Raw genomic sequence first — 23,468 nt, 5'->3', positions numbered from 1 at the left:
AACACTCCCTCTCTTCTCCACTATATCGAATATTTAGATATCACAAATATGCCTAATTCATTATAATTGATATCAATAAAATTGATAGCTGGAGGACATATGAATATTAATGATTTGACTATCTTTCGAACAGTTGTACAAACAGGAAGTTTTTCTAAAGCAGCTGCAACACTTAACTACACACAATCCAATATCTCCATGAAAATACAAAGTCTTGAGGCTATGTATAATACAACATTATTTTATCGTGGACATCGAGGTATTCAGCTAACAGCTAAGGGGGAACAATTTTACGAGGTGGCCTTAAAAATACTTCATCTCTATGAGAAATCCTTTGAACTTTTACAAGATGATGAGAATTCTAGTGGTATTTTACGGATTGGCTCAATGGAAACAACTGCTGCTTTGCATTTACCTACCCTATTGACGACATTCCATCAAGCTCATGAAAAGATCGATATTACTATTTTAACAAGTCCATCTCAGTACAATATAGACCGGTTAATAAACTATGAAATAGATGGTGCCTTTGTGACTGGCCCCGTTTATAAAGAAAATATATTGACCAAGGAATTTGTCAACGAAGAGCTTGTCATCATTACATCAAGCAATCATAAACCTATCCAAGATTTGCGTGATATCGAGGACAGTACAGTAATTTCCTTCAGACATGGCTGCTCCTATCGAGCCGTTTTCGAGCATTGGTTACATGACGACGGCGTACAGCCAAAAAATAGAATGGAATTTGGTACGCTTGATGGAATTATTGGCTGTGTGGCGGCTGGTCTAGGCATTACCCTACTTCCTCGCGCCATTGCAGAGAAGTATATGGCAGCCTATCCATTAAAACTACATGAAATAACAACCAAGCAAGCCCAGATTCCTACTTGGTTTATTTATCGTAAGGATGAGGTACAATCCCCCATCCTCCACTATTTTTTAGAAGCTATAGAAGCTTATCATCCTTTTTAGAAGGATCTTGGAATTTTCATATTTCTCCGGCACTTTTGTGGGGCTATTCGTAACATGTGAAATAAAAGCTGTTCAGTAGTTTTTACTCTACTGAACAGCTCATTTTAGGAAATAACCGTTTCCGCTATGTTGGATGCATGATCTCCGATTCTTTCCAAATTACTGACGATATCAGCAAATACAATGCCCGCTGATCCCGAGCACACACCTTCATTTAATCGTTTAATATGCAATTTACGTAAACGTCTCTCCATATTATCTATTTCATTTTCTTTTTCTATCACTTGCTGTGCTAAAGATAAATCCTGTTTGTCAAGAGATTCAATAGCCACTTTTACAGTCTCTAATGTAAAAATAAACATATCCTCTAACTCTTTTAGTGCTTGATCACTTAAGCGGACCCGGTTGCTATCTTTATATTGAAGAAGCTCGATAATATTTTCTACATGGTCACCAATACGCTCGATATCACGAATATTGTCAAACAAAGCGTGGTGCAGTTTTGAATCATGGTTCGATAGAGATTGCTTGGATAACTCTATTAAATATTCTGTGGATTTCCGATCTAAATTATTGATAGCTTCTTCCAATTGTCCCACCTTGCCTACTAATTTTGTGTCAGCTGTTTTTAAGATCGTTAGCGTTTCTTCTAGACCTAGAATACTATATTCTCCCATACGGACTACTTCCATTTTTGCTTGGCCTAGTGCAATGGAAGGTGATTTAATAATTAAATTTTTATCCAAAAATTTTGGTTTATATTCGATGGCTGAATCTTCACCAGGAATTAATTTTGTTACCACATATGCCCAAACGCCAATAAACGGCAGTTGAATAAGTGTATTCATGACATTAAAAGTTCCATGAGCAAAGGCTATTTGCATTTTTGGTTCTAAATTAAGTAAACCCGCTATCCATTCTACATAGTTCGTGAATAAGCCAAGTATCAGCATAAAGATAATCGTACCTACCACATTAAATAGTAAATGAATGGCAGCCGCTCTTTTAGCTGCTATAGAAGCACCTAAAGCCGCTAGGATGGCAGTAATAGTTGTTCCAATATTATCTCCAAACAGAACAGGTAATGCTCCGTGTAATGAAATTAAGTCCTCAGCATAAAGTCCTTGTAAAATACCTACAGTTGCAGAGGAAGATTGAACAATTAACGTAAATATCGTCCCTACTATTACACCTAAAATCGGTACATCGGACATTTGGACAGTCAAATCTAAAAATGGTTGCCAATCTCGAAGTGGCTTCATCCCACCACTCATGAGCTCTAAACCAATAAATAAACCGGCAAACCCGAACAGTACTTGTCCAATATTTTGAATGATGCTTTTCTTAAAGAAAAATAAGCAAATGGCACCGACTGCCATAATGGGATATGCATATGCGCCTACATCAATCCCTATTATAAATGCGGTAATAGTTGTTCCAATATTGGCACCCATAATTACGCCGATCGCCTGGCGCAATTTCATCAGTCCTGCACTAACTAGTCCTACTGTAATAACAGTTGTTCCTGAACTGGACTGTATAAGAACGGTTACAATAATACCAACTAGTACACCCATTAATGGATTTGTTGTAAATTTATCTAAAATATCGCGTAGACGGTCACCAGCAGCCTTCTGTAAACCATCCCCCATAAATTTAATAGCAAAAAGAAATAAGCCTAACCCTCCAAGAAATTGGAAAATCATCTCCTGTATATTGATATCCAATCTATTCAGTCCTTTCCTTGTTGTCAGACTTTATTATTAATAGTTTTAAGCTTGCTGTATATATCATTTACAATGCATTAAATAAATGTTTACACTCCCTTTACAATTAGGCCAAAAAAAGGACAAAAACAAATAGTATTCAACAAAAAGCAAACAGAAAAAACATGTGAGAAATCGCTATTAAGATTTCCACATGTTTTCTTTTGACGACTGAGAAAATTTCCTATAGGCTTGAAATAGACTGAGAAGGGGGCTTTTTATGGATATTTTTATTGCCAGTAACCGTCAACTACCCATCCGTTATTATGTGCAAGAAGCTGTTTGGATTCGTCGTGGGGGTAATACCAAGCTTCCTGATTTAACATTGCCGTTTTTCGTTGAGGTAGAAATTAAAAGTCACTATAACCTATCGATCATTAGAGATTATATTTTTGATTTTCAAAAGCAATACAAACAGACAGAAATTCAAATATTAATTAAAGACACTGCTTTTTTAGCCGTCATGCAAGACATGCTTGCAAGACATGAACAACCACATCACGCTATTACTATTTATCCACTTTAGACAGATTTTTATTACGATGGAAATGGCAATGAGATAATAAAATACAATGTCTCGTTCTTATATTTTGCGTGAATCGTTCCTCCGTGAAGCTCCATGATGCTTTTGGCGATGGCTAGTCCAAGCCCTGAGCCCTCTGTCACATTTGTTCTTCATTGATATAGAAATATATATCCTACAAAAAACAAAAAACCCTCCACAGATTTGTGGAAGGCAAAAGAAAACGTTGAAGCATCCTTTATCTATAGTTCTATTGGAAATTAAATGTCCAGGTCATCGTGCCAGTTTTGTTGTTGCTATCCGTGTAATCAAATGTTATTTGAACTGCGCCAACACCCTTTTTTTCCACGTTCAAAAAAACATGTCCCGATGGATTTGGACCCACAATCACTGCAGTTGCAATATTTATATCGTTACTTCTTGGATTACTAAACAGGACAATTGCGTTATCTTCTCCTACTATTACACCTGTCAAATTTACATTAGTTGATAATGAATAAGTTCCACCAATAGTCCCTCCATCAACATATGGTGCTGAAATATTTACTCTTGGTGTATCAGGAATTAAAATCATTACTGGAGCGGACTTGTAGACCACTACTTTTGTGTTAATATCAACAATTTTATAGGCTACAGTTACATCACCAGCTGTTATACCTCTGATAGCACCAGTACTCGGCTGGATAATGGCAGAACCTGTCCCATTACTTGCTGTCCAAATGATAGATTGACCAGTAATTGGAGGCGTAAAACCTGTTGCCGGTGAGCCCCATCCAATAACTGAAAATGGTGCTGGAACTGTCGGTACTGCTCCCACTGCTGCTTGGGAATAAACTGTCACCGTTATCGTTCCTTTTTCTACCACTACACCATTATTGTCCTTCCCTACATACGTAATAACAGAACTTCCTGGACTTATTGCAGTTAATTGACCTGTCGTAGCATTAACCGTTGCCACACTCGTTGTACTAGATACAAAGCTTTTGTTTGTTGCACTGGCAGATAACCCTGTTCCCACTGTAGTTGTAGTTACTTCGCCCATTTGCAATACTTGCGTATAGGATGGATTTTTTGCCATTGCTTCTCCATGTACGTTAAGATTGATAAAATTTTTTTTACCGTTACTACTTGCATACGAAATTGTTGCTATACCAGGAGCTTTAGCAGTAATTTTACCTGTGGTAGAATTGATTGTCACAACATTAGGATTGTTTGATGACCAAGTAATTGTGCCTGACTCAATTGTTGCAGCAATTAATTCAATAGTTTCGCCCATTTGTAAAACAGATGAAGGGGTTCCTACTCCTGTAATTGCTGCACCTATGCCATTCTCGTCTTATCCTTCTTTTTCTTTAGGTTTATAACGAGCCTTCACCGCACAGGCGACTTTCATCGCATACGGCGATCCGTCAGCGAATGACTTCTTATACTTACTTCCCCTACTATTAATTATATGCATGAATTTAAAATATAATATTGAGGAATGTTAATAATATTTATATATTGTTAATATTTTGGTTTATATAAATGTAAAGGCACTTATTGCACTAGAAGGGTATAGGATCAGTAGAGATATGTGAGACTACATCTATTTTTCCATCTAATATATGTGTGTTTAGTTTTATTGTGAAAGTCGATTTATCCCAAAATGTCATAATTAAATCATCTTCTATATTTGTTTTATAGTTTTCACCAAATTCTTTCTTATACTCTTCTAAATATATCTCATGTATATTTCTAATTGAATTTGATGCTTTCACTTGTGATTTCCAATTATATATATTCGTGATACTTTCAAGTTTTCCATCAAAAAATCCATAAGTAGTTTTCCCATCTAAACCATTCCTACCAACATTTGTAGAATACCACCTATCAGTTTGTTTATTAGTCATACGATGTTTAATTAACTCATATACTTCTGACTTAGATAAACCTAATTTAATCTTAGCATCATTAATCGGTTTATATCTTTCAGTACTCTCAATCAAAGGATCATTCAAAGGTACTTTTATATTTTGCTCTTCTAAGTATTTAACTAATCTTGCCATAAACACATGTAAATGCATTTTCGTTAAAGGTTCATGGGGCTTAAATGTTCCATTACCATAACCTGTTGTAATCCCTGCTCCAACTAATTTTTTTACAGATTTGTAAGCATCATTTGATTTTGGAACATCACTGAACTCTTGATTACCCTCTGGCAAATATTTACCGAATGCTCTATCAATGAATAAAGCAAGATGTCCTCGCGTAAGACTACCATCAGACTTGAATGTGCCATCAGAATAACCATTTATAATCCCTAACTTAGATAATTCTAAAACGTGTCCACTAAATACTTCATCATAATCTACATCCTTATATGGAGTATATGTAGTGTACATTTTATAGCCCATTGTTTTTCCGATCATAGTCACAGCATCACCTCGTGTTGCTTTACTATCTTTGCCAAAAGTTTGTTTCTTACCTACAATAGAATCAGATAATAAATCTTTATCATATAAAAATTTTAAGTCATTGTAATTAGGATTGGTTTCTTCAACATCTTTAAAAACAGATTCCGCACTTGCACTATTAGCAAAAATTGCAAAAAAGCTCAATAAAAACAAAAATGATAAAATCGTTATTTTCTTCATTACAATTCCCTCCTTAACCAATAATATACATAAAAAGAGTGTTTTTGACTATACTTTAATGAAATTAACAGGGATAAAATACTAGTTTCTTTAATACTTTCTCAGGTAATTAGTGACTACCAATTCATTCATGTGCAATATTATTGATATTCTCAATTTACTAATGGTCATCTATCTTTTCTATCTTTATATAAACTGTCGTAATGAAGTGAACGGATATATGCTAAACATTTCTTTCCTAAAAAGAGTGCCGATGTTTTTTCTCAAAAATCAAGATTTTCCCTCACTCACTGTCAGTTTAGTTAATTAAATGATGGTATACTATTAGTTAATTATTGCATAGTTTAGGAGATGATTATCCATGACATTAGAAGAAAAAATAGTGCAATTAACTAAAGAAACACTCGTTGATCTAGTAAATCTTCGCTACGATAAACTTAAAGAGGAGAATAAGATTAATGATGAGACAGCAGAGTTTTTACACGAAGTTCTTCAAATGCAAGGTACCCTTACCTTACCGAAAAGTGATGAAGAAATGGACATAGATGTATACGAATATAATGATAAAAGCGGCTTTGGTACAGAAGTAAGGTATTTATGGTTTGACGATGAGGAAAGTGCAATAGTACTATTTTGCGAAGCTAAAACAAATGTTGAAAAAACTGAGGTAACTAAGTTTTATATTGAAACCATTGATGCTTAGGGGCAATTAAGCCCTTTATCAATTTCCCTAATACTCGCTCCACTACCTCTTAATTATTGTTAATTTTTGTATGACTTTACTTTGAACTAATTATAGCCTTTTAAATATTGGGTTGAATCATTTTCCAACTTCCTTGTAGCTTCAATTCATACCTTGCCAATCCTCTATCTATTTAAAAAGTAGCGAATACTTTCAAACCAGTTTCGTCTAATAAAGCAGGATGGTAACCATCCAATAAGTCCCCTCTCTCAATAACTCCCCACATCCCCTCTTAGGACAAATTATTTTTTTCGAAAGAGTCATAAAAGGTTAAAAGGTACATAGTTCTAATGATTATTTCCTACACAAATTAGGCATACAATTGCTACCAATCGAATAGAAACCTATATAGGGAACATTTTGTTATGGGAAAAATAAAGTGGGGTGTGAAAGGATGCTTAAAGTAAATGATGCAAAAGAGATGGTACTTGGAATTGTGCAAGATGACCCATTGTTTGTTGCGCTACAGCATACGCCTTTAGAGGAGAGCCTCTACAATGATGATTATTTAGCGGACATCGATGAAACTAATCACTATACGATAGCAGAAATCGCTGGCTGGTTCGATATTACAGATGCCATGCTTCGCTACTATTTAAAGCCGTTTGAGCAGTACATTTTCGACAATGCTACACCGAATGAGCATGGAAATATCCGTTTAGACTTACCAGCTATATTGAGGCTAAGAATGATTTTATTATTAAAGGATGAATATCGTGTGAAGGGTATAAAATTATTGCTTGGTATTGATGATAATGGTCAGCTGTTGAGGCATCAAATTACGGCAACGACTATGGATTCTGGGGATTTATCCAATAAAATTGATGTTCTTGGGAATGTCCTACAGCAAATGATTCAAACAGGGCTCTTTCAGATTTTGCCGGATGAAAAGCATGGAACATTACAAGTTAACATTAATCAGGAATTTCTTGCCGAGAACATTCAACGATTATCCTCCGATTCGGCCCTTCAGTTTGAGGAAATTCAAAAAGAAACCTCGGAATTAAAACAGGAAAATGAAAATCTCCAACAACAGATTACCGAGCTACAAGAAAATGGTGTCAAGGAAATAGTACAGAAAATTAGAGAGCGTCATATCGAAAATGAAATCGTTTCTACGTTACGTACAGAAGCATTACAGCAATTTTCAATGAATAATCAGGTTAGTTTTTTCAAAAGGATGTTCAGATCCTCTCAAATTGAAATGGAAAAAGAGCAATTCGTTTTAAATTATATTTCTACACACTTAGAAGAACGCTTGGAAGTTGCATTAAATGATTATTATGGAAAATAAATTTGAATACGCATAATTAGAACATGAGGTAGGCGATGTGAATGATGCCAATCATGTTCTTTTTCATTTTCCCATTGTGCTCTATTTCGCATACTTAGCGTTATCCAGTTTTTATAAGGAACAAAAATCTACATGGCCCATTCTCCGCTATGTAGATTTTATGTTTAACTGCTAGCTACTACACTCCCTAAAAATCGCATTAACCGAAAATGCATTGTGACCATTTCTTCTATCGTTAAATTGTCATTGCCCTTTTCTAACCATTCTTGAATCACTCCTAAAATGGCAGATGCTATAAAGGCTTGTAAGTATTGCTGGAATTCCGGGTCCTTCACTTCCTCGCGAACTACCGATAGTCTGTCCGAAATATGATTGCCAAATATGGTTTTCATCTTTTGTGTAAAGCTAGGACTTCCCTGTTCACCTAATAACATACGAAAGGCGGGTGCATGCTCTTTTATGCAGGTGATAACCTTGATGAACGGTTGATAGAGTTGACCCATTTTCAATGTTTGAAAAGCATCTACTGGTTGTACATGCTTCACATAGCGTTCTAATTCCATCAACAGTTCCTGCTGCAAATCCTCCATTACTTTATATTTATCTGAGTAATGCAAGTAAAAGGTTCCTCGATTAATTTGGGCTGTTAGTGCTAAATTTTTTACTGTCACACGTTCAAAGCCCAACTCCTCTACTTGCTGGATCAGTGCCGATTTAATCGCTTGTTTTGTTTCAAAATTCATCTTGTCATGTACGGACATTGCACTTCCCTCCATATACTTAACACATACTGGCAAACTGTTTATTGTATTTGCTCACATGCTACCTTAAAATTTTTATCAAATCAACATTGTGTTCAGTGAAGGAGTGAAATTTGTATGGTCAACCATGCCATCTTAATAAAAGACCTTAAAAAAAGTTTCCAACATAAGCAGGTTATTGCCCCCCTTTCTTTAACGATTCCAAAGGGACAATTAATGGGCTTACTTGGTCCATCAGGCTGTGGTAAAACAACGTTAATTAAAATGATAATGGGCATGCTGAAACCTGATAACGGCACTGTTGAAGTATTAGATTTGGTTGTACCCCACCAACAATTATTGAAAGATATCGGCTATATGGCACAATCAGATGCTCTTTATATAGATTTAACGGGGGAGGAAAATTTACATTTCTTCGCTAAGCTTTATCCCTTATCGAAAGCCGAAAGAATGGAGCGTGTAGCCTATGCTGCCAATCTTGTCCGTCTTACCGATGATTTACAGCGTAAAGTAGGGAATTATTCGGGCGGAATGAAAAGAAGATTATCGTTAGCGATTGCCCTTATTCAAGATCCTAAGCTATTGATTTTAGATGAACCAACAGTAGGAATTGATCCTGTCCTCAAAAAAGAAATTTGGCAAGAGCTCATTCGTTTAAAAGATCAAGAACAGAAAACGATTTTAGTAACGACTCATGCAATGGACGAAGCAGAAAGATGTGATCAATTAGCTATGTTAAGGGATGGCCAAATTATTGCACAGGGTACACCTCAAGCATTAAAGGATCATTACCAAGCAAAGGATTTTGATGAAGTATTTTTAATGGCCGGAGGGGACGTATTATGAGAATCGGTGCAATTGTAACAAGAATTATCCAACAGATGAAACGAGATAAACGGACACTTGCATTATTGTTCTTTGCCCCCCTGCTCGTACTGTCATTAATGTACTTTATTTTTAATAGTAACGAAGCTAAGATCACACTAGTTGTCTCCGATGCCCCCGCGCCCTTAATAGAGAAACTTAAAAATGCGGATTTTTCGATTGTTGTAGACGATCATTTTACGAAAAAACAACTGCAGGATAAAGAGTATGACGGATGGCTAGCAATAGAGCCAAATAGTAGTAAATTAACTTTATTAAATGATGATCCTTCCCAGTCAAAAGCTTTAACCATGCAGCTTGCCCAAATTTTGCAGCCATCACAAGCCGCAATGGGGAGCTTGAAAACAGACTATGTGTATGGTGATGAAGATACTGCCATTTTCGATATTTTTAGTCCCATGCTCATTGGCTTCTTTGTCTTTTTCTTTGTCTTTTTAATTACTGGCATTGCCCTGTTAAAGGAACGCACCTCTGGAACATTGGAACGTTTACTCGCAACACCGATTAAGCGTTCAGAAATTGTAGCAGGTTATATGGTCGGCTATGGTCTATTTGCCTTTCTACAAACGATTATTATCGTGTTGTTTGGTATTTATGTACTTGATATTGTCCATGTAGGCTCTATCTGGCTTGTTTTACTCATTAATATGTTAGTCGCTCTTGTGTCCTTATCATTGGGTGCGCTATTATCAAGCTTTGCCGCTTCCGAATTTCAAATGATGCAATTTATACCATTAATTATTGTTCCACAAGTATTCTTTTCGGGCATTTTCCCACTGGATAGTATGGCTGAATGGCTTCAAAATATCGGCCGAATCATGCCACTTTACTATGCAGCAGATGCATTGAATGGCGTTATGTATAAAGGGTATGCCTTCCCGGATATTATCCTGAATCTCAGCATACTCGCTTGTTTCGCCATTGTTTTCATCACTTTAAATATTATTAGTTTAAAAAAATATCGCTCGTTATAATGAAACGTTAAAAGTTCTGCTCCATTCGGCAGAACTTTTTATTGTGGGCATGGTAATATCTAAATACAGGAAATTTATCCAATTTCATTGAAGTGAAAGACCAAATTTCTTTATAATCATTTTATAGTCGAGATTTATCCAAAGAATAAAGGTGAGTGAAGATGACTACTATTTTGGAAGTACAAAACGTTAGTAAACAATTTAATGGGAAAACAGTTTTAGAGCATGCATCGTTTTCGATTGCAGCCAATGAAATTATTGCGCTTGTCGGAAAAAATGGATCTGGAAAAAGCACTTTACTCAAAATTATTGCTGCATTCATTAAACCAGACAGCGGTAAAATTGTGGCGCATAAAACTTCGCTAAAAGTCGGTTATGTCCCAGAAGTCACCCCTCCCCAAATTTTATTTACACCGCAAGAATATCTTTATCATATGGGGCGGATTCGGGGTATGCCTAAAAAGCGTCTTTTGAAGAAAATAGAAGTATTGCTTGAAATGTTCCAATTAAAAGAGTCTCAAAATACAAGGATCGTCCAATTCTCTAAAGGAATGAGGCAAAAGGTGATGATCATGCAGGCAATGCTAGAGGAAACAGATTTACTAATAATGGATGAGCCATTATCAGGGCTTGATGCCAAAGCACAAAATGATTTCGAACAAATATTGGCGACAGTAAGAGATAAAGGACTAAGCATTATCCTAACTTGCCATGAAACGAAATTACTCGAAAATCTTGTCGATTCAGTTTTGTTTATTCAAGAAAATCAACTCATTCAAGCAAAGGATTTGATTAGCCGCCCTGTCCATCGACTAATATTTGATATTGCAAGCCTAGCATTACTTGATGAAATTGTACCTTTGATGGAAATTCAACAAAAACAACCTTTAGCGAATGGTCATTTTGAAATCGTATCGATAGTGCAGGCAAAGGATTCAGATCAAATTTTGCTTAAACTACTACAAAAAAATGCCTCTATTAAATATTTAGCTAATGTCCATCACAAAAAAGAACAATTTTCTTCTCATTTTTAATAGGAGGTATCGAAAAAGAGATGAGCAGTTTATTGCGCTATCAATTTATTAATTATTTAAGAACCTATCAATACGTTCCACCTTTTACAATTTTCATCATCTGTCTTGTCGTTAACTATACGTTTGTGCCTAATCCAATATTAGATAGCTATTCATTTACATCGCTTATTCTGTTCTTTTTAATGGGCTGGTTTACTGTTACATTATTTCATGCTGAGGATGAGGGGCAAAAGTTGATTACTACTCTTCATGCCAAAAATCCAACACACTACAATATTGGCGTTTTCATTATTTGTGGTTTAATTGCTTTTAGCTTAAGTTGTGTTTCAATCTTCTATCCGATTCTCATTGATGCGTTTTTCGAAAAACCAAAACCATTACATATAGGATTGGGCTTCTTGTCTCATTTTAGTTTATCGATTCTTGCTATTGCACTCACTGCCTTGTTCACAAGAGAGATTGTGAACAATAGGCAAAATACTTGGTGGGGTGTCATAAGTATCCTAATTATGTCTGTCGTTATCGCTACTTTAAAAAATAATATCCAAGCTGGTCTCCTGTGGCTACTACCGCCTGTTCATTTTTCACTTGAAATAATGAGCGTTGGCGATCAAATAGAAGTAGTCCCTAACGTATTTTACTGGCATTTTGCTTGGATAATCCTTTACGCATTCCTTATCATTGCTTTATTTTTCTTCCTCGTTAATCGGAGAAGAACATGATTTTGACATTAAATTAAGGGGAGATCATTTTAATGAAGAACATCAACGTTCTAATTGTGGAGGACGAAAATGATATTGCCAATATTATAAGGGATTACTTAAGCGTTCATCAGTTCGATTCACATATTGTAAGAACTGGCCATGAAGCTATCCTTTATTTGCAAGAATCCGCTCCAGATTTCGTGATCCTAGATCTTTCTCTACCCGATTGTGATGGGATCGAAATATGCCGTAAAATCCGTGAACATAGTAATGTGGCAATACTCATTTTAAGTGCTAGAGGGAGTGATACTGATAAAGTATTAGGGCTAGGATTTGGCGCGGATGATTATATGACTAAACCATTTTCACTAAGTGAACTAGTGGCAAGAATTAATGCCCATTTACGAAGGCAGGATAGATGGCTTCAAGATCATGACGTTCAGAAGGATGTCATTCACATTGATAATATCGTTATTAATAAGCAGGAATATCTTTTTTTGCGCGATAACAAGCCTATTCCCCTGTCAGCAAAAGAGTTTGAGTTACTATTTTTTCTAGCAAAAAATAGAAATCAAGTTTTCTCCAAAAGTCAGTTGCTTGATGCGGTTTGGGGTTATGACACCTATGGAGACGAGAATACAATTACAGTCTATATTAGACGGCTACGAGAAAAAGTTGAAATCAATCCTTCTCATCCTGTTTATCTTCAAACCGTTTGGGGAGTTGGTTATAAATTCAGTACATCCAATCACGTATAGGAGACTCAAATGTACTTAAAAAATTGGATCAACAAATGGATATGAACGCTTATCATCTGTGTTGTACTTTTGTTGATAGGTACCCTTGCACTATTCATTGCTACCAACAAATCTCAAGAAGTATCAGAGGATCAATATGTCATCAATCAAATTCGATTATCCGTGAATCAGCTATTATTATACATAGAAGATCATTTTTCAAATTTAGAACGAGATTCCGAGATACGTAGTATGCTGCAACAAATGAGCGATGACCAGGAAATTGATATGACCGTACTTCATCTAGATGGCAAAGTAATATTCCATACAAAAGAGAATGACCTTACATCTACGATTCAAATTAAAAATGATCTACATTACGATTTATTTACATCACAACAAGAACCTGAAAAAATGAAGATTGCTTTTCCTATTGTTAATGATGAGAGCCATGAACAAATAGGAAATGCTATTTTTACCCTAAACAAAGATAGTCTATTTCCTTCCATACAACCAAATTCAAACAACTTATTTTTAGTAGTCATGATGGGCACTCTGAGCCTCTTTATAATATGCCTCGCCCTATATATGAACAGGAAAGTACAGAAAGACATTTTAACACCATTACATGAGCTGAAAAAAAACACCGAGGAAATTGTCAAAGGGAATTACGATCAAATGAGTAGCTATCCGAAATTGGATGAGCTTGGTGAATTGTATGCCGTATTTGACCAAATGCGATTAGAGATTAAACAATTAGTCATCCAACGAAATGAACAGGAGCAACATCAAAAAAAGCTCATTTCGAATATCTCTCATGATGTGAGAACACCTCTAACTACTATAAAAGCTTATTTGGACGCTATATCTGAGGGCGTTTGTCGAAATGAAGATTCACTTATGTCCTACATTCATATCATGCAGACGAATACGGAAAAAATGTCGAGGCTCATTGATGATTTATTTATTCATACATTAAAGGAACTCGGCCATATCCCTATCCATTTAAAAGAACAATATAGCCGAGAAGTCCTTACAAACATTTTGCAGCCGATTCACTATTATGTCCAAACAACCAATATTCATTTTATCAAACCTACAATGATTCCTAATGTCCTTATTCAAGTAGATGAGGGTCGGCTAGAGCAGGTTATATCCAACCTTGTTACCAATGCATTAAAGCAAACCTCCAATGGAGATACCATAACTATTACTACTTATATTGAAAATCAAACACTTTATATCCAAGTAATAGATAATGGCAATGGGATGCTTCCCGAAGATATGCCCTTTATTTTTGAACGTTACTTTAGAGGTCATCAGCCTGAAAGAGAATCTGCTATTAAAAACGAAGGAGCAGGGCTTGGTCTATCCATTTGCCAACATATTATGGAGGAACATCATGGTTCAATTTCATTTCATAGCAAGCATAAGGAAGGCACTACCTTTACACTTACACTTCCTATCTCGTAAAAAGACTCCCATTTTAGGTAGTCTTTTTATCGTTCATTGTTTTGTTCCGAAATGCTAAACAGATTGAAAGGGTCAGTACACTACCAAAAAATGAATCGATGATACGGACAACCCATACGCCGTAGCTGCTTAACGGAATGCCATTGATCCACTGCCAAAAACATACATAAACAAACGTTAAGAAAGCTAGCGCACTCCAAAAAGCAAATTTTTTCTGAGGAGATACCGCAGGCATTTTGTTATGTTTGATCAAAGATGCCCTGTCATACATATACCCAAAAATAAGCGTAATGCCTACCAATGTACTTCCATGCTGTAAAAACTTATAAATGGGGATATGAAATCCAAATAAAGTAAATGTTTGAGAAAGAAAATGAAGATTGGTCACCATAAGCCCATTTTGATGTGTAAATGAATCCCATATGACATGGGTTAGCATACCTAATAATGCTGAATAACTAAAAACAATAGTTTTCCATGTTTTAGTCCCTGCCATTTGATAGCTATTAAAATCCTGTAAAAATTCTGGTAAATGGCTCATGATTGGCTGATGGATAAACCGATAATAAATCAAGTAGATGATTAGAACGAGTGGAAGATTGAATAAAAAGAACCCTGCAAATGTATGGCCAATCTCTCCTATTGGCCGTCCCCTTAAAAAGTATTCGAAATCTGGAGCCATGCTTCCTAATACCAAGGCAGAAAAATGAATATATTTACTTTTTCGAGTAAAAGGTAAGACCGCTGCTGGATGAGCAAATGTTAATGGCATAACTTCCATCTCCTTTTATGACATGTTTCAAATCGATTATTACAACGTTTTTTTGTTCAAAAGGTTACTTCGACTGTAAGAATTTATTAATAATTTCATAAGAACCTACTAATAATTACATATTACACTAAAGAAAATAATCAAAAGGAGGCCTTAACTATGGAAAAAGAAGTACTGATACGAGCCCAAAATGTATGTAAAACCTTTTCAACGGGTAGCGAACAATTCCATGCCATTAAAAATATGAATATTGATATTTATAAGGGGGATTTCACTGTTATTATGGGAAATTCCGGTTCTGGTAAGTCAACGCTTCTTTATCTTTTAAGTGGACTGGATACGATCACGGCAGGTGAAATTTACTTTCAAGGGGAGAAGTTAGATTCCTTTTCAGAAAGAAAGCTAGCGACCTTTCGCTCACAGAAGGTTGGTTATATCTATCAAAATAGCAATCTCATCCCTGATTTGACGCTGCTAGAAAATATCGCCCTTCCTGGATACATCGCCAAAACTAATAAAAAAGTAATGATCCAAAAAGCAGAACAGCTACTCCATTTAATGGGTCTTGACAAGCAACGAAATCGTTTACCTTCTCAAACATCAGGTGGTCAGCAACAAAGGGCTGCAATAGCTAGAGCATTGGTTAATAATCCTGAAGTGCTCTTTGCGGATGAACCAACTGGTAGTTTAAATTACGATCAAGGTGTAGCCGTATTAGATATCTTAACTAATTTAAATAGAAGTGGGCAATCTGTTGTGATGATAACGCATGATATAAAGGCAGCTTGTCGTGCAAATCGTCTTATTATCATTCAAGATGGAAAAATAGATGGGGTATTAAACTTCGAAAAATATGATCATCTTCATATACAAGAGCGAGAACATATTATCTTTTCTTATGTTGCTGGAAAGGAGTAGTCGATGTACGCAATTGTCTCTCTTTGTTCCTCCTATTTAAGAAAAAGAAAATTACAAAATGGTCTGATGGTTGTCCTTATTTTCCTATCAACGCTTTTACTCGCTACTTCTGTAACCATACTAACAAATACGAACAATATTTTTGAAAAAGCCCATTTTGATTCAAATGGTGCCCATCAAATTTTAACAATGGGTGATGATGTTCATAACCCTTTTGCCGTAAACGATTGGTGGCAGGAGCAGCAAGGGGTAACTTCCTCCGACTTAATACCCTATAAAAATTTATCTGGAATTACCTTCGATGGGAAAGAAATGCCCAATCTGTATTTATTTATGATGGATACACCAAAAATGCCTTCAATGATCGATCAATTATTATTTTCTGAGGGAGAAAAGCAAACATCTCACCTAAAGGGACCATATGGATTCCTACCTCATTGGCATCAAGTGCTCACATTTCACTTGGCGATGCAATTGAATTTAATACAGGTGAGATAACGTTTAGCTTAATGGTTTCAGGTGTTGTAGTAGATATGCCGTATGGTGGTCCCTTTACAACAAACGCTCGTATTTGGATGAACAATACGGACTATCAGCTGCATTTAACATCCATGAGCGGAACTGAACAATACATGATGGCACTACGCTTTGACAATTATGAGCAAAGCTCTAGCTATTGGCGTGATTTTGAAAACTATCTGCAAGGACCTTATCTCGAATCTAAAATGGAATATGAAGAAATAGCTTCTTTTTATTTAATTATTAATAAAATCATTGGCTTTATCATGATTGCCTTTGGTATAGCTATGCTTCTGGTATCTTTATTTATCATTGGTTTTAGCATTTCCGACGCCATTTTAGCGAACTACAGAACAATAGGCGTTATGAAATCTCTCGGTCTATCGTCTCTACAGATAAGTGCTACTTACGTATTACAATTTGGCTTGCTATCTGCTTTCTCGATCATACCGGGACTCATCGTAAGTAAATTTCTTTCCAGAATCATTTTAGAAAGCTCCTTATCCTATCTTAAAGCAGGAAATCATTTAGCCATTCACCAAGATACTCGACTAACCGTGTTGATTGCCCTCATCCTTTTTGGGATTGTGGTACTCACCGCCTTATTCTACTCGAACAAGGCTCGCAAGGTGGAACCTGTCCAAGCAATCAAATATGGTATGTCGGAAAGTGCAAATAGTAAAATAAATCGTCGTAGAAGCAGCTCGAGTAGACTATTTCGTTTATCTAATCTACCAATTCAACTTCAAATTGGACTGAAAAGCATAACAAAGAATTTAAAAAGTTCCATTCTTATTATAGCGCTTACCTCTATAACGTCTTCCATACTCGTCTTTAGTGTGGTCATATTGAATAGTTTTATCTCCATCAAAGAGACTTCACCCTCGTGGGGATATGATGCATCACATGTAGTAGTAACCGTATTTAATAAAGAGACATTTTCAAAAAAACGATTTGAAGATTTTTTACTGGAAGATGAACGTATTAAAGATTATGCATGGCTAGATCAATTCACAGGAGTCCTTCCTAACGGCAACAATTCGCCATTAAATATCAGTGTCAATGTTATCGAGGGTAGCTTTGATGCCGTTGGGTACGAAACCATGTTTGGACGTAATCCTGTCAGTAAAAATGAGATAGCTATCGGCATTAATGTCGCTCGGTCTTTAAATAAAAATATAGGAGATATTGTAGAAGTTTACATTGAGGGGAAGCAGCACTTTCTGATCATTACAGGGATCTATCAATCTATAGCAAATATGTCGAACTCGGCGAGAATTTCATCAGATGTTATTAAAGTTTATAACACTACCTATTCTGCTTCTGAAATTAGTATGATGAATCTATTAGATGAAATATCCGCTCCTCAAATTGTCGAGGATTTGAATGCTCACTTTAATAGCTCTATATCAGCAGTCACACAACAAGTATTACTAGATGCTGTTTTTAAAGAAGTTGTAGCCGTATTAGTTATCCCACTTTCAATCGTTGGCTTTTTATTTATCATCGTAACATGCATCATTATTTTTAGTGTATCGAGAATTAATGTTAGAAAAGAAAGTAGTACGTATGGAATTTATAAATCCATTGGAATGACCTCTTCAAATATTAGGTGGTCGATTACATCCGGTATTTTAATTCTTTCTATATTCGGCGCAATCGGAGGATTTATTATCGGTATAAAATTAATTCCACTTGCTCTCCATTCCATTATTTTAGAATACGGCTTACTTGAACTTCCACTTGTGATTAACTGGCCGATGAGTATCGGAATAAGCCTTGTAAGTGTAATGGCAGCTTGTTTTGGCGGCTGGGTCTCTACAAAGGTTATAGCTAAGACTTCACCTCGAATATTAATTGTGGAATAAGCTTGGCCCCTACACATTAGGGGCCATTTCCATGGAGTGATTTCTGAAGGAACAGTCATTCACTAAATATCTTCTTCCGATAGCACGATAATATTATTTCTTCGAAGTAAGGCAGTGGTTACGCCTTCCCCGACTATTTTAGTACCGTTGAACTCGCCATTATAAATAGCTGCACTACCACAGGACGGGCTATTTTCCTTTAAGACGACCTGTGTCGCTCCCACCTCTAGCGCTTTCTGTAAGGTCGCATACGCCCCCTTCATATATAGCTCTGTGACATCACGGCCAGACCATTCAATAACGGTAGCTTTGCCATCAAGAACATCGTCTCCATTGCCTCCCACTATTTCAGCAGGTTCACGAGGCGTTGAAAAACCTCCCATCAGCTCAGGACAAACGGTGATAGCCTTTTTCTCTAACACAAGCTTTTGAACTCTATCATCTATACAGTTCGTACCGTTATAACGAACATTTAATCCTGCTAAACAAGCACTTATTAAAATCACTGCTATACCTCTCCCCTTTACGACCATCGTCTATATGAATAGTATCATTTTAACATGTGTCTTTGAAAAATTACTAAGTGTCCTAGCATTTTCTCTGATACAATACGTATCAAAGCAGTCCTAGTTTCTTAGAAATGGAAAGGGAATTTATAAAGAAAAGAAGGAGGAGTAGATTGTCGTGGAATTTACGATTTGTTTTCTAAAAAAGGGTGAGCACATCCTATTACTTAATAGAGACTATCCAACTTGGATGGGCGCATGGAATGGTGTAGGTGGAAAAATTGAACAAAATGAAACACCTTTAGCTGGTGCCCTAAGAGAAATTAAAGAAGAAACAGGTATTACGGTTGAGGATATTACTTATAAAGGTAAAATCACATGGACAGATGGGGTCATTGAATATGGCTGTATGTATGCGTTTATAGCAGAAATTCCTGATTCATTTACATATGTTACACCGATAAAAGTTGCAGAGGGCATTCTTGATTGGAAGGAGCTTACTTGGATTTTCCACCCTGAAAATGTAGGCATTGCAGATTTAAAGTATTATTTGCCTACAATGCTTCAGGAAACAACGAACTACGAATACATCTTTACTTATCAAGATAAAAAATTAGTCAATATTTCTTCAACACCGATTGAACAAACAACTAACGTATTATAAATAACTAAGCCTCGTCTATGTAAAAAGTACATGACGAGGCTTGTTTACTTAATATCTTGGCTGAGCGCAACGCATTCGACACATTGACCAATGTAACGTTGTATGCTGAATTTCATCATGAATGTCCCATAGGCTATCGACTATTCTCAATTCGACATTACGTTCTAGCATTGCACTATATATATCATCGATTTCAAATAACGCAATAGGTATTTGAGCCGTTTCACTAACCGAATAGCCCGCATTTTCATCCTGTAGCGTAAATCCTTTTCCCTCAAACTCATATAAGTATAATCTTGTGCTTTTCAATACCTCCACCCATTTGCGTTCAATAATCACTACATGAGGCGCTGTTGTGAGATACTGCTGTCTGTCCTGCTCTGTCGTTTGACTCCCAGCATGAAAACAAACACGAGGACAATCTCTCGGAGTTAAATAATTAGGCAGGCATCTCTCGTTGATCGCCCATACAAGACCTTTGCTTGCATCTAAATCTGGTCGTTCGGGTATACGAGGATGAAAAATCGTTATCGTAGGGTCTTCACTAACATGAAATAATCTCACGGTCTCTCCTCCTTATTTTTTCAGCTTAAATACAATAAAATCAGCACAATGCAAATCTTCCTCAAATTGAGGGTACTTTTCAAGCATTTCTTGTGACGGACTCGGCTCTACAATTTTTTCTATATGAAAGCCCGCTTCCGTAATTGCTTCCACATAGCTTGTTAATGTGCGATGAAACAATACAATAGGTGGGTCAGCAGCTAGTTGTTGATAAACACCCTCATAAAAGTAACGCTGTACCTTCCAATACTGCTGATCCAGCTGTTCATGTCTAATCCATCCACTATTTGGCGTGACAAAGCAGGGATGCAATATTGAAAAAACAAAGGTGCTATTCGGCTTTAAAAGACGATACATCTCACGTATTGCAGCACGATAATCCTCTAAATCTTGAAGAACCATATTCGAAACGATACGATCAAATTGATTGTCTGCTAAAAACGCTAAATTTTCACAGTTACCATGATAAAATTGAACTGGCAACTGCTGCGGTGTTCTTTCCATAGCAATGTCTAGCATTTTTTGTGAAAAATCAACCGCCGTTACGACAGCCCCTTGTTTCACTAGTAATCTACTTAAGTATCCTTCGCCACACCCCGCATCTAATAGATGCTTTCCATCCACCTCTCCCAGTAGAGAAAATATAGTGGGATTTAATAGTACTTCATGATGAATATCACCATACTCATGATAATTAGCAGTATACCTTTCCGCATATTGATTCCAACGCTTAATGGCTTGTTCTGTATTCATAAAAATACCTCATTTCAATGTAAAATCGTAACGTTACGTCCCTTGTGCACTTGTCTATTTTTCCATATAAAGAAAAAAAGATATAGACTTTTATTTATTTTTTTAATATCATGTAGATAGAGGCACGCCATCTTTAAGTAAATGACTAAAGCCAATTTCTGGCTTTTATGGTTTATATCGAAATGGTATGTTCAGCAACCGCTTCTTTTTTTATGGTCAGCCATCTGCCCACTAACATCACTAGTAATGCCACAAAGACGATTATACCCGCAAAGACTAGTGCTGCCTTATAGCTATTATAAATATTGACCAGCTGACCCGCGACAATAGGTCCAATTATTTGTCCAAACGCATAAAACGTTGTTAGTAATGATACAACAAATCCACTTTGTGTAGGAAAAAGTTGTCGTGCATAGGATGTAGTTAGTGTCACAATACCTACAAAGGTTAGACCGAATAAAAATGATGCTACTAATACACTCCAAACGGTTTGTGAGAATACAGGTAACAAGATGCCTATTACTTGAAGTATGTATGCCACAAACAAAATTTTTATAGCTGAAAACTTCTCTAATAAGATCGTCCACACAGGTGCTGATGGGATTGCGGCTAATCCTACAATGACCCAGCTATACGAGGAATACGCTTGGAGAGAAGGAATATTATGAATAATATCAACTAAAAAAGTACCTGTAATAATATACCCTAGTCCCTCAAGTCCATATGACAAAATAAGCCATGGCATAAAGCCCTTTGTCATTTTCATATTAGAAGAATTCGCTACTTTTAACGTATCTTGAATCTCTAAACCTCTCCATAAAATAGTAGTAATCAGTAAAAAAACAACTGATAGTATGCCTAGTCCTAACCATGTTCCTTGCCATGCAAGTCTCGCTTCAATAAGAGGAACGCATATGCCTGAAATGGCAATCCCTAGCCCTATACCACTAAAAACATAGCCCGACCATCGGGATAGTGAATGTTTCGCCAAATAATCCATGACAATACTAGACGTTAAAACAAAAATTAGTCCACCTGTAATACCAGCGATTAATCGAAAAATTAACCATATACTATACAGCTCCATCAAACCCATTAATCCAACTGATAGGACATTAAAAATAACACTTACCATTAAAATTTGTTTACGCTGACGATGAATAAAGCCCGCCCATAGTGCCCCAATGAAATAGCCAATATAATTACTTGACGCTAAAAACCCAGCAACTTCTAAAGAAAATCCTACATCCCGTCGCATAAACGGTAGAATCGGCGTAAAAGCAAATCGACTAATGCCCATAGCAATGACGAGTAATAAAATTCCTCCAAAAACAATCCCCATATGTTGGCGATTCATAGTGTCCCCCCTTTTCCCCTATTTTAATTAAAAGGATACCGAGCAAAAATTAATAAATCTAATATATAATCTATATAAATGCATAAAAATAATTTATAAAAGGTGTGTCTATCATGAATCTACATGCACTGCGGTTATTTACAAAGGTAGCCGAGCTCAACAGTGTTTCCAAAGCTGCGCAAGCCCTTATGATTAGTCAGCCCGCTGTAACCATACAAATTCGAAATTTAGAAAAAGAACTAGGTTTAATATTGCTAGAATCGAAAGGGAGAGGTATTACACTAACTCAGAGCGGTGCCTTTTTATATAAACAAGCACAGCGCTTATTTGATTTAGAAATAGATATCGAAAATAAAGTAGAACAGTTAAAAAATACAGGTCATGAGGAATTACAAATTGCTTCCACACATGTGCCCTCTCATTTTTTATTACCTAAATTATTAGCCCATTTTAAACAAGTCTACCCAACTACGCATATTCATTTAAAAACAGCTAATTCACAGCAAGTAATAGAGGAGTTACTCCATTATAAAGCAGATTTAGCCTTTATCGTTAAAGAAGATGGTCATCACCCTGATATTCATTACCAATTTCTGATGAATTTAGATTATTGGTTTATTGTGCCATACAATCACTCATTAGCCGGTCAAACGGTTTCACTTTCCGAACTCATGCAACAGCCCTTTGTCACAAGAGAAGATGGTAGCTCCACAAAGGAATATTTAAATGCATTATGTAAAGTACATAAGATACCCCCACCTAAAGTGGGACTACAACTAGATGGAATTAATGAGTCCATTCATGCAATTGCAGCTGGTTTCGGGACGATGCTTGCCCCTTCTATAGCAGCATCCAGCTTTATCCAGCAGCAACAAATAGCACGAGTGTTTATTAAAAACATTGACATTCAGCGCCCGGTTTATCTTTGTACACGGAAAAATGAACAACCTCATTCTTCTTCTTTTAATAACTTTCTTCATATCATTCATGAAACCACTTCTTAGAAAAAAGGCACTCTGGCATCAAATGAAGTGACCCCAAAAAGT

General features: G+C 36.2%; 24 protein-coding genes and 1 pseudogene. 15 read left to right on the top strand and 10 right to left on the bottom strand.

The features are described 5' to 3' along the window. Window positions 1-99 precede the first annotated feature (99 nt). On the top strand, window positions 100-972 hold the full coding sequence (locus tag PI85_RS23220) for a LysR family transcriptional regulator (protein ID WP_036124363.1): 873 nt from the start codon (window positions 100-102) through the stop codon (window positions 970-972). A 104-nt stretch (window positions 973-1,076) separates the two neighbouring features. Here the strand turns inward: PI85_RS23220 and PI85_RS23215 are convergent, their stop codons facing one another. After that, the gene (locus PI85_RS23215; RefSeq protein WP_200886597.1) at window positions 1,077-2,678 is read right to left on the bottom strand and encodes a Na/Pi cotransporter family protein; all 1,602 of its coding nucleotides are present in this window, start codon (window positions 2,676-2,678) and stop codon (window positions 1,077-1,079) included. A gap of 280 nt (window positions 2,679-2,958) precedes the next feature. On the opposite strand from PI85_RS23215, the gene PI85_RS23210 reads away from it, so the two are divergent. Next, window positions 2,959-3,264 (top strand): hypothetical protein, encoded by a 306-nt coding sequence (locus PI85_RS23210; RefSeq protein ID WP_036124359.1) that lies wholly within the window; start codon window positions 2,959-2,961, stop codon window positions 3,262-3,264. 11 nt (window positions 3,265-3,275) lie between these two features. Here PI85_RS23210 and PI85_RS24990 read toward each other — a convergent pair. The 3 genes and pseudogenes from PI85_RS24990 to PI85_RS23695 form a co-directional block, all read right to left on the bottom strand. Further along, window positions 3,276-3,413, bottom strand: a pseudogene (locus PI85_RS24990) (ATP-binding protein); the annotation flags it as partial. Between the two features lie 98 nt (window positions 3,414-3,511). Then, complete coding sequence (locus tag PI85_RS23700) at window positions 3,512-4,537, bottom strand: Ig-like domain-containing protein (RefSeq protein ID WP_052059816.1); 1,026 nt, start codon at window positions 4,535-4,537, stop codon at window positions 3,512-3,514. A gap of 271 nt (window positions 4,538-4,808) precedes the next feature. Next, window positions 4,809-5,897 carry an S-layer homology domain-containing protein gene (locus tag PI85_RS23695; protein WP_052323607.1) on the bottom strand — a complete coding sequence of 363 codons (1,089 nt, stop codon included), beginning with the start codon at window positions 5,895-5,897 and terminating at the stop codon, window positions 4,809-4,811. 361 nt (window positions 5,898-6,258) lie between these two features. On the opposite strand from PI85_RS23695, the gene PI85_RS23195 reads away from it, so the two are divergent. After that, complete coding sequence (locus tag PI85_RS23195) at window positions 6,259-6,600, top strand: hypothetical protein (RefSeq protein ID WP_036124358.1); 342 nt, start codon at window positions 6,259-6,261, stop codon at window positions 6,598-6,600. Between the two features lie 433 nt (window positions 6,601-7,033). Next, window positions 7,034-7,933, top strand: a complete 900-nt coding sequence (locus tag PI85_RS23190) for a hypothetical protein (protein ID WP_036124357.1) — start codon at window positions 7,034-7,036, stop codon at window positions 7,931-7,933. Between the two features lie 164 nt (window positions 7,934-8,097). Here PI85_RS23190 and PI85_RS23185 read toward each other — a convergent pair whose 3' ends face one another. After that, on the bottom strand, window positions 8,098-8,694 hold the full coding sequence (locus tag PI85_RS23185) for a TetR/AcrR family transcriptional regulator (protein ID WP_036124355.1): 597 nt from the start codon (window positions 8,692-8,694) through the stop codon (window positions 8,098-8,100). Window positions 8,695-8,811: 117 nt separating this feature from the next. Here PI85_RS23185 and PI85_RS23180 point away from each other — a divergent pair, with 117 nt between their 5' ends. The 6 genes from PI85_RS23180 to PI85_RS23155 all read left to right on the top strand — a co-directional run bounded on the left by PI85_RS23180 (window position 8,812) and on the right by PI85_RS23155 (window position 14,501). Further along, the gene (locus PI85_RS23180; protein WP_036124353.1) at window positions 8,812-9,540 is read left to right on the top strand and encodes an ABC transporter ATP-binding protein; all 729 of its coding nucleotides are present in this window, start codon (window positions 8,812-8,814) and stop codon (window positions 9,538-9,540) included. Next, window positions 9,537-10,553, top strand: a complete 1,017-nt coding sequence (locus tag PI85_RS23175; protein ID WP_036124351.1) for an ABC transporter permease — start codon at window positions 9,537-9,539, stop codon at window positions 10,551-10,553. Before PI85_RS23180 ends, PI85_RS23175 begins: the two co-directional genes overlap by 4 nt. A 161-nt stretch (window positions 10,554-10,714) precedes the next feature. Continuing rightward, on the top strand, window positions 10,715-11,587 hold the full coding sequence (locus tag PI85_RS23170) for an ABC transporter ATP-binding protein (protein WP_036124349.1): 873 nt from the start codon (window positions 10,715-10,717) through the stop codon (window positions 11,585-11,587). A gap of 20 nt (window positions 11,588-11,607) precedes the next feature. Then, a complete protein-coding gene (locus PI85_RS23165) occupies window positions 11,608-12,309 on the top strand; it encodes an ABC transporter permease (RefSeq protein WP_036124347.1) in 702 nt (233 codons plus the stop codon). Between the two features lie 32 nt (window positions 12,310-12,341). Then, window positions 12,342-13,049, top strand: a complete 708-nt coding sequence (locus PI85_RS23160) for a response regulator transcription factor (RefSeq protein ID WP_036124344.1) — start codon at window positions 12,342-12,344, stop codon at window positions 13,047-13,049. 69 nt (window positions 13,050-13,118) lie between these two features. Then, window positions 13,119-14,501 (top strand): HAMP domain-containing sensor histidine kinase, encoded by a 1,383-nt coding sequence (locus PI85_RS23155; protein WP_235318538.1) that lies wholly within the window; start codon window positions 13,119-13,121, stop codon window positions 14,499-14,501. Window positions 14,502-14,514: 13 nt separating this feature from the next. Here the strand turns inward: PI85_RS23155 and PI85_RS23150 are convergent, their stop codons facing one another. Continuing rightward, a complete protein-coding gene (locus tag PI85_RS23150) occupies window positions 14,515-15,273 on the bottom strand; it encodes a DUF4184 family protein (protein ID WP_036124342.1) in 759 nt (252 codons plus the stop codon). A gap of 159 nt (window positions 15,274-15,432) precedes the next feature. Between PI85_RS23150 and PI85_RS23145 the strand changes: the two genes are divergently transcribed. From PI85_RS23145 to PI85_RS23140, 3 genes are read left to right on the top strand one after another with little or no spacing between them, the layout of a single operon-like run. Continuing rightward, a complete protein-coding gene (locus tag PI85_RS23145) occupies window positions 15,433-16,191 on the top strand; it encodes an ABC transporter ATP-binding protein (RefSeq protein WP_036124340.1) in 759 nt (252 codons plus the stop codon). Between the two features lie 3 nt (window positions 16,192-16,194). Beyond that, a complete protein-coding gene (locus PI85_RS24985; protein WP_235318537.1) occupies window positions 16,195-16,689 on the top strand; it encodes a hypothetical protein in 495 nt (164 codons plus the stop codon). Continuing rightward, window positions 16,629-18,578: an ABC transporter permease gene (locus PI85_RS23140; protein ID WP_235318536.1), complete on the top strand. Its 1,950-nt coding sequence runs from the start codon at window positions 16,629-16,631 to the stop codon at window positions 18,576-18,578. The genes PI85_RS24985 and PI85_RS23140 overlap by 61 nt, the downstream gene beginning before the upstream one ends. A gap of 62 nt (window positions 18,579-18,640) precedes the next feature. Here the strand turns inward: PI85_RS23140 and PI85_RS23135 are convergent, their stop codons facing one another. After that, window positions 18,641-19,084, bottom strand: a complete 444-nt coding sequence (locus tag PI85_RS23135) for a DUF523 domain-containing protein (protein WP_036124337.1) — start codon at window positions 19,082-19,084, stop codon at window positions 18,641-18,643. Window positions 19,085-19,262: 178 nt separating this feature from the next. Here PI85_RS23135 and PI85_RS23130 point away from each other — a divergent pair, with 178 nt between their 5' ends. Then, complete coding sequence (locus PI85_RS23130) at window positions 19,263-19,748, top strand: 8-oxo-dGTP diphosphatase (RefSeq protein ID WP_191967763.1); 486 nt, start codon at window positions 19,263-19,265, stop codon at window positions 19,746-19,748. Between the two features lie 48 nt (window positions 19,749-19,796). Here the strand turns inward: PI85_RS23130 and PI85_RS23125 are convergent, their stop codons facing one another. The 3 genes from PI85_RS23125 to PI85_RS23115 all read right to left on the bottom strand — a co-directional run bounded on the left by PI85_RS23125 (window position 19,797) and on the right by PI85_RS23115 (window position 22,422). Beyond that, window positions 19,797-20,312 carry a DUF6886 family protein gene (locus PI85_RS23125; RefSeq protein WP_036124333.1) on the bottom strand — a complete coding sequence of 172 codons (516 nt, stop codon included), beginning with the start codon at window positions 20,310-20,312 and terminating at the stop codon, window positions 19,797-19,799. A 12-nt stretch (window positions 20,313-20,324) separates the two neighbouring features. Next, window positions 20,325-21,065 carry a class I SAM-dependent methyltransferase gene (locus PI85_RS23120; RefSeq protein WP_036124331.1) on the bottom strand — a complete coding sequence of 247 codons (741 nt, stop codon included), beginning with the start codon at window positions 21,063-21,065 and terminating at the stop codon, window positions 20,325-20,327. 172 nt (window positions 21,066-21,237) lie between these two features. Next, a complete protein-coding gene (locus tag PI85_RS23115) occupies window positions 21,238-22,422 on the bottom strand; it encodes a YbfB/YjiJ family MFS transporter (RefSeq protein ID WP_036124329.1) in 1,185 nt (394 codons plus the stop codon). A 113-nt stretch (window positions 22,423-22,535) separates the two neighbouring features. On the opposite strand from PI85_RS23115, the gene PI85_RS23110 reads away from it, so the two are divergent. Continuing rightward, entirely contained in the window at window positions 22,536-23,426 is an 891-nt protein-coding gene (locus tag PI85_RS23110; RefSeq protein ID WP_036124328.1) for a LysR family transcriptional regulator, read from the top strand. Window positions 23,427-23,468 lie beyond the last annotated feature (42 nt).

The sequence above is a fragment of the Lysinibacillus sp. A1 genome, from assembly GCF_000801965.1.
Taxonomy (GTDB): domain Bacteria; phylum Bacillota; class Bacilli; order Bacillales_A; family Planococcaceae; genus Lysinibacillus; species Lysinibacillus fusiformis.
This window is presented reverse-complemented; position numbering and strand designations above follow the sequence as displayed.

Excerpts from the sequence above, each read along its gene's own strand:
- PI85_RS23220 (WP_036124363.1), top strand. The coding sequence starts at position 100 with ATGAATATTAATGATTTGACTATCTTTCGAACAGTTGTACAAACAGGA.
- PI85_RS23215 (WP_200886597.1), bottom strand. The coding sequence starts at position 2,678 with ATGATTTTCCAATTTCTTGGAGGGTTAGGCTTATTTCTTTTTGCTATT.
- PI85_RS23210 (WP_036124359.1), top strand. The coding sequence starts at position 2,959 with ATGGATATTTTTATTGCCAGTAACCGTCAACTACCCATCCGTTATTAT.
- PI85_RS23700 (WP_052059816.1), bottom strand. The coding sequence starts at position 4,537 with ATGGGCGAAACTATTGAATTAATTGCTGCAACAATTGAGTCAGGCACA.
- PI85_RS23695 (WP_052323607.1), bottom strand. The coding sequence starts at position 5,897 with ATGAAGAAAATAACGATTTTATCATTTTTGTTTTTATTGAGCTTTTTT.
- PI85_RS23195 (WP_036124358.1), top strand. The coding sequence starts at position 6,259 with ATGACATTAGAAGAAAAAATAGTGCAATTAACTAAAGAAACACTCGTT.
- PI85_RS23190 (WP_036124357.1), top strand. The coding sequence starts at position 7,034 with ATGCTTAAAGTAAATGATGCAAAAGAGATGGTACTTGGAATTGTGCAA.
- PI85_RS23185 (WP_036124355.1), bottom strand. The coding sequence starts at position 8,694 with ATGTCCGTACATGACAAGATGAATTTTGAAACAAAACAAGCGATTAAA.
- PI85_RS23180 (WP_036124353.1), top strand. The coding sequence starts at position 8,812 with ATGGTCAACCATGCCATCTTAATAAAAGACCTTAAAAAAAGTTTCCAA.
- PI85_RS23175 (WP_036124351.1), top strand. The coding sequence starts at position 9,537 with ATGAGAATCGGTGCAATTGTAACAAGAATTATCCAACAGATGAAACGA.
- PI85_RS23170 (WP_036124349.1), top strand. The coding sequence starts at position 10,715 with ATGACTACTATTTTGGAAGTACAAAACGTTAGTAAACAATTTAATGGG.
- PI85_RS23165 (WP_036124347.1), top strand. The coding sequence starts at position 11,608 with ATGAGCAGTTTATTGCGCTATCAATTTATTAATTATTTAAGAACCTAT.
- PI85_RS23160 (WP_036124344.1), top strand. The coding sequence starts at position 12,342 with ATGAAGAACATCAACGTTCTAATTGTGGAGGACGAAAATGATATTGCC.
- PI85_RS23150 (WP_036124342.1), bottom strand. The coding sequence starts at position 15,273 with ATGCCATTAACATTTGCTCATCCAGCAGCGGTCTTACCTTTTACTCGA.
- PI85_RS23145 (WP_036124340.1), top strand. The coding sequence starts at position 15,433 with ATGGAAAAAGAAGTACTGATACGAGCCCAAAATGTATGTAAAACCTTT.
- PI85_RS24985 (WP_235318537.1), top strand. The coding sequence starts at position 16,195 with ATGTACGCAATTGTCTCTCTTTGTTCCTCCTATTTAAGAAAAAGAAAA.
- PI85_RS23120 (WP_036124331.1), bottom strand. The coding sequence starts at position 21,065 with ATGAATACAGAACAAGCCATTAAGCGTTGGAATCAATATGCGGAAAGG.
- PI85_RS23115 (WP_036124329.1), bottom strand. The coding sequence starts at position 22,422 with ATGAATCGCCAACATATGGGGATTGTTTTTGGAGGAATTTTATTACTC.
- PI85_RS23110 (WP_036124328.1), top strand. The coding sequence starts at position 22,536 with ATGAATCTACATGCACTGCGGTTATTTACAAAGGTAGCCGAGCTCAAC.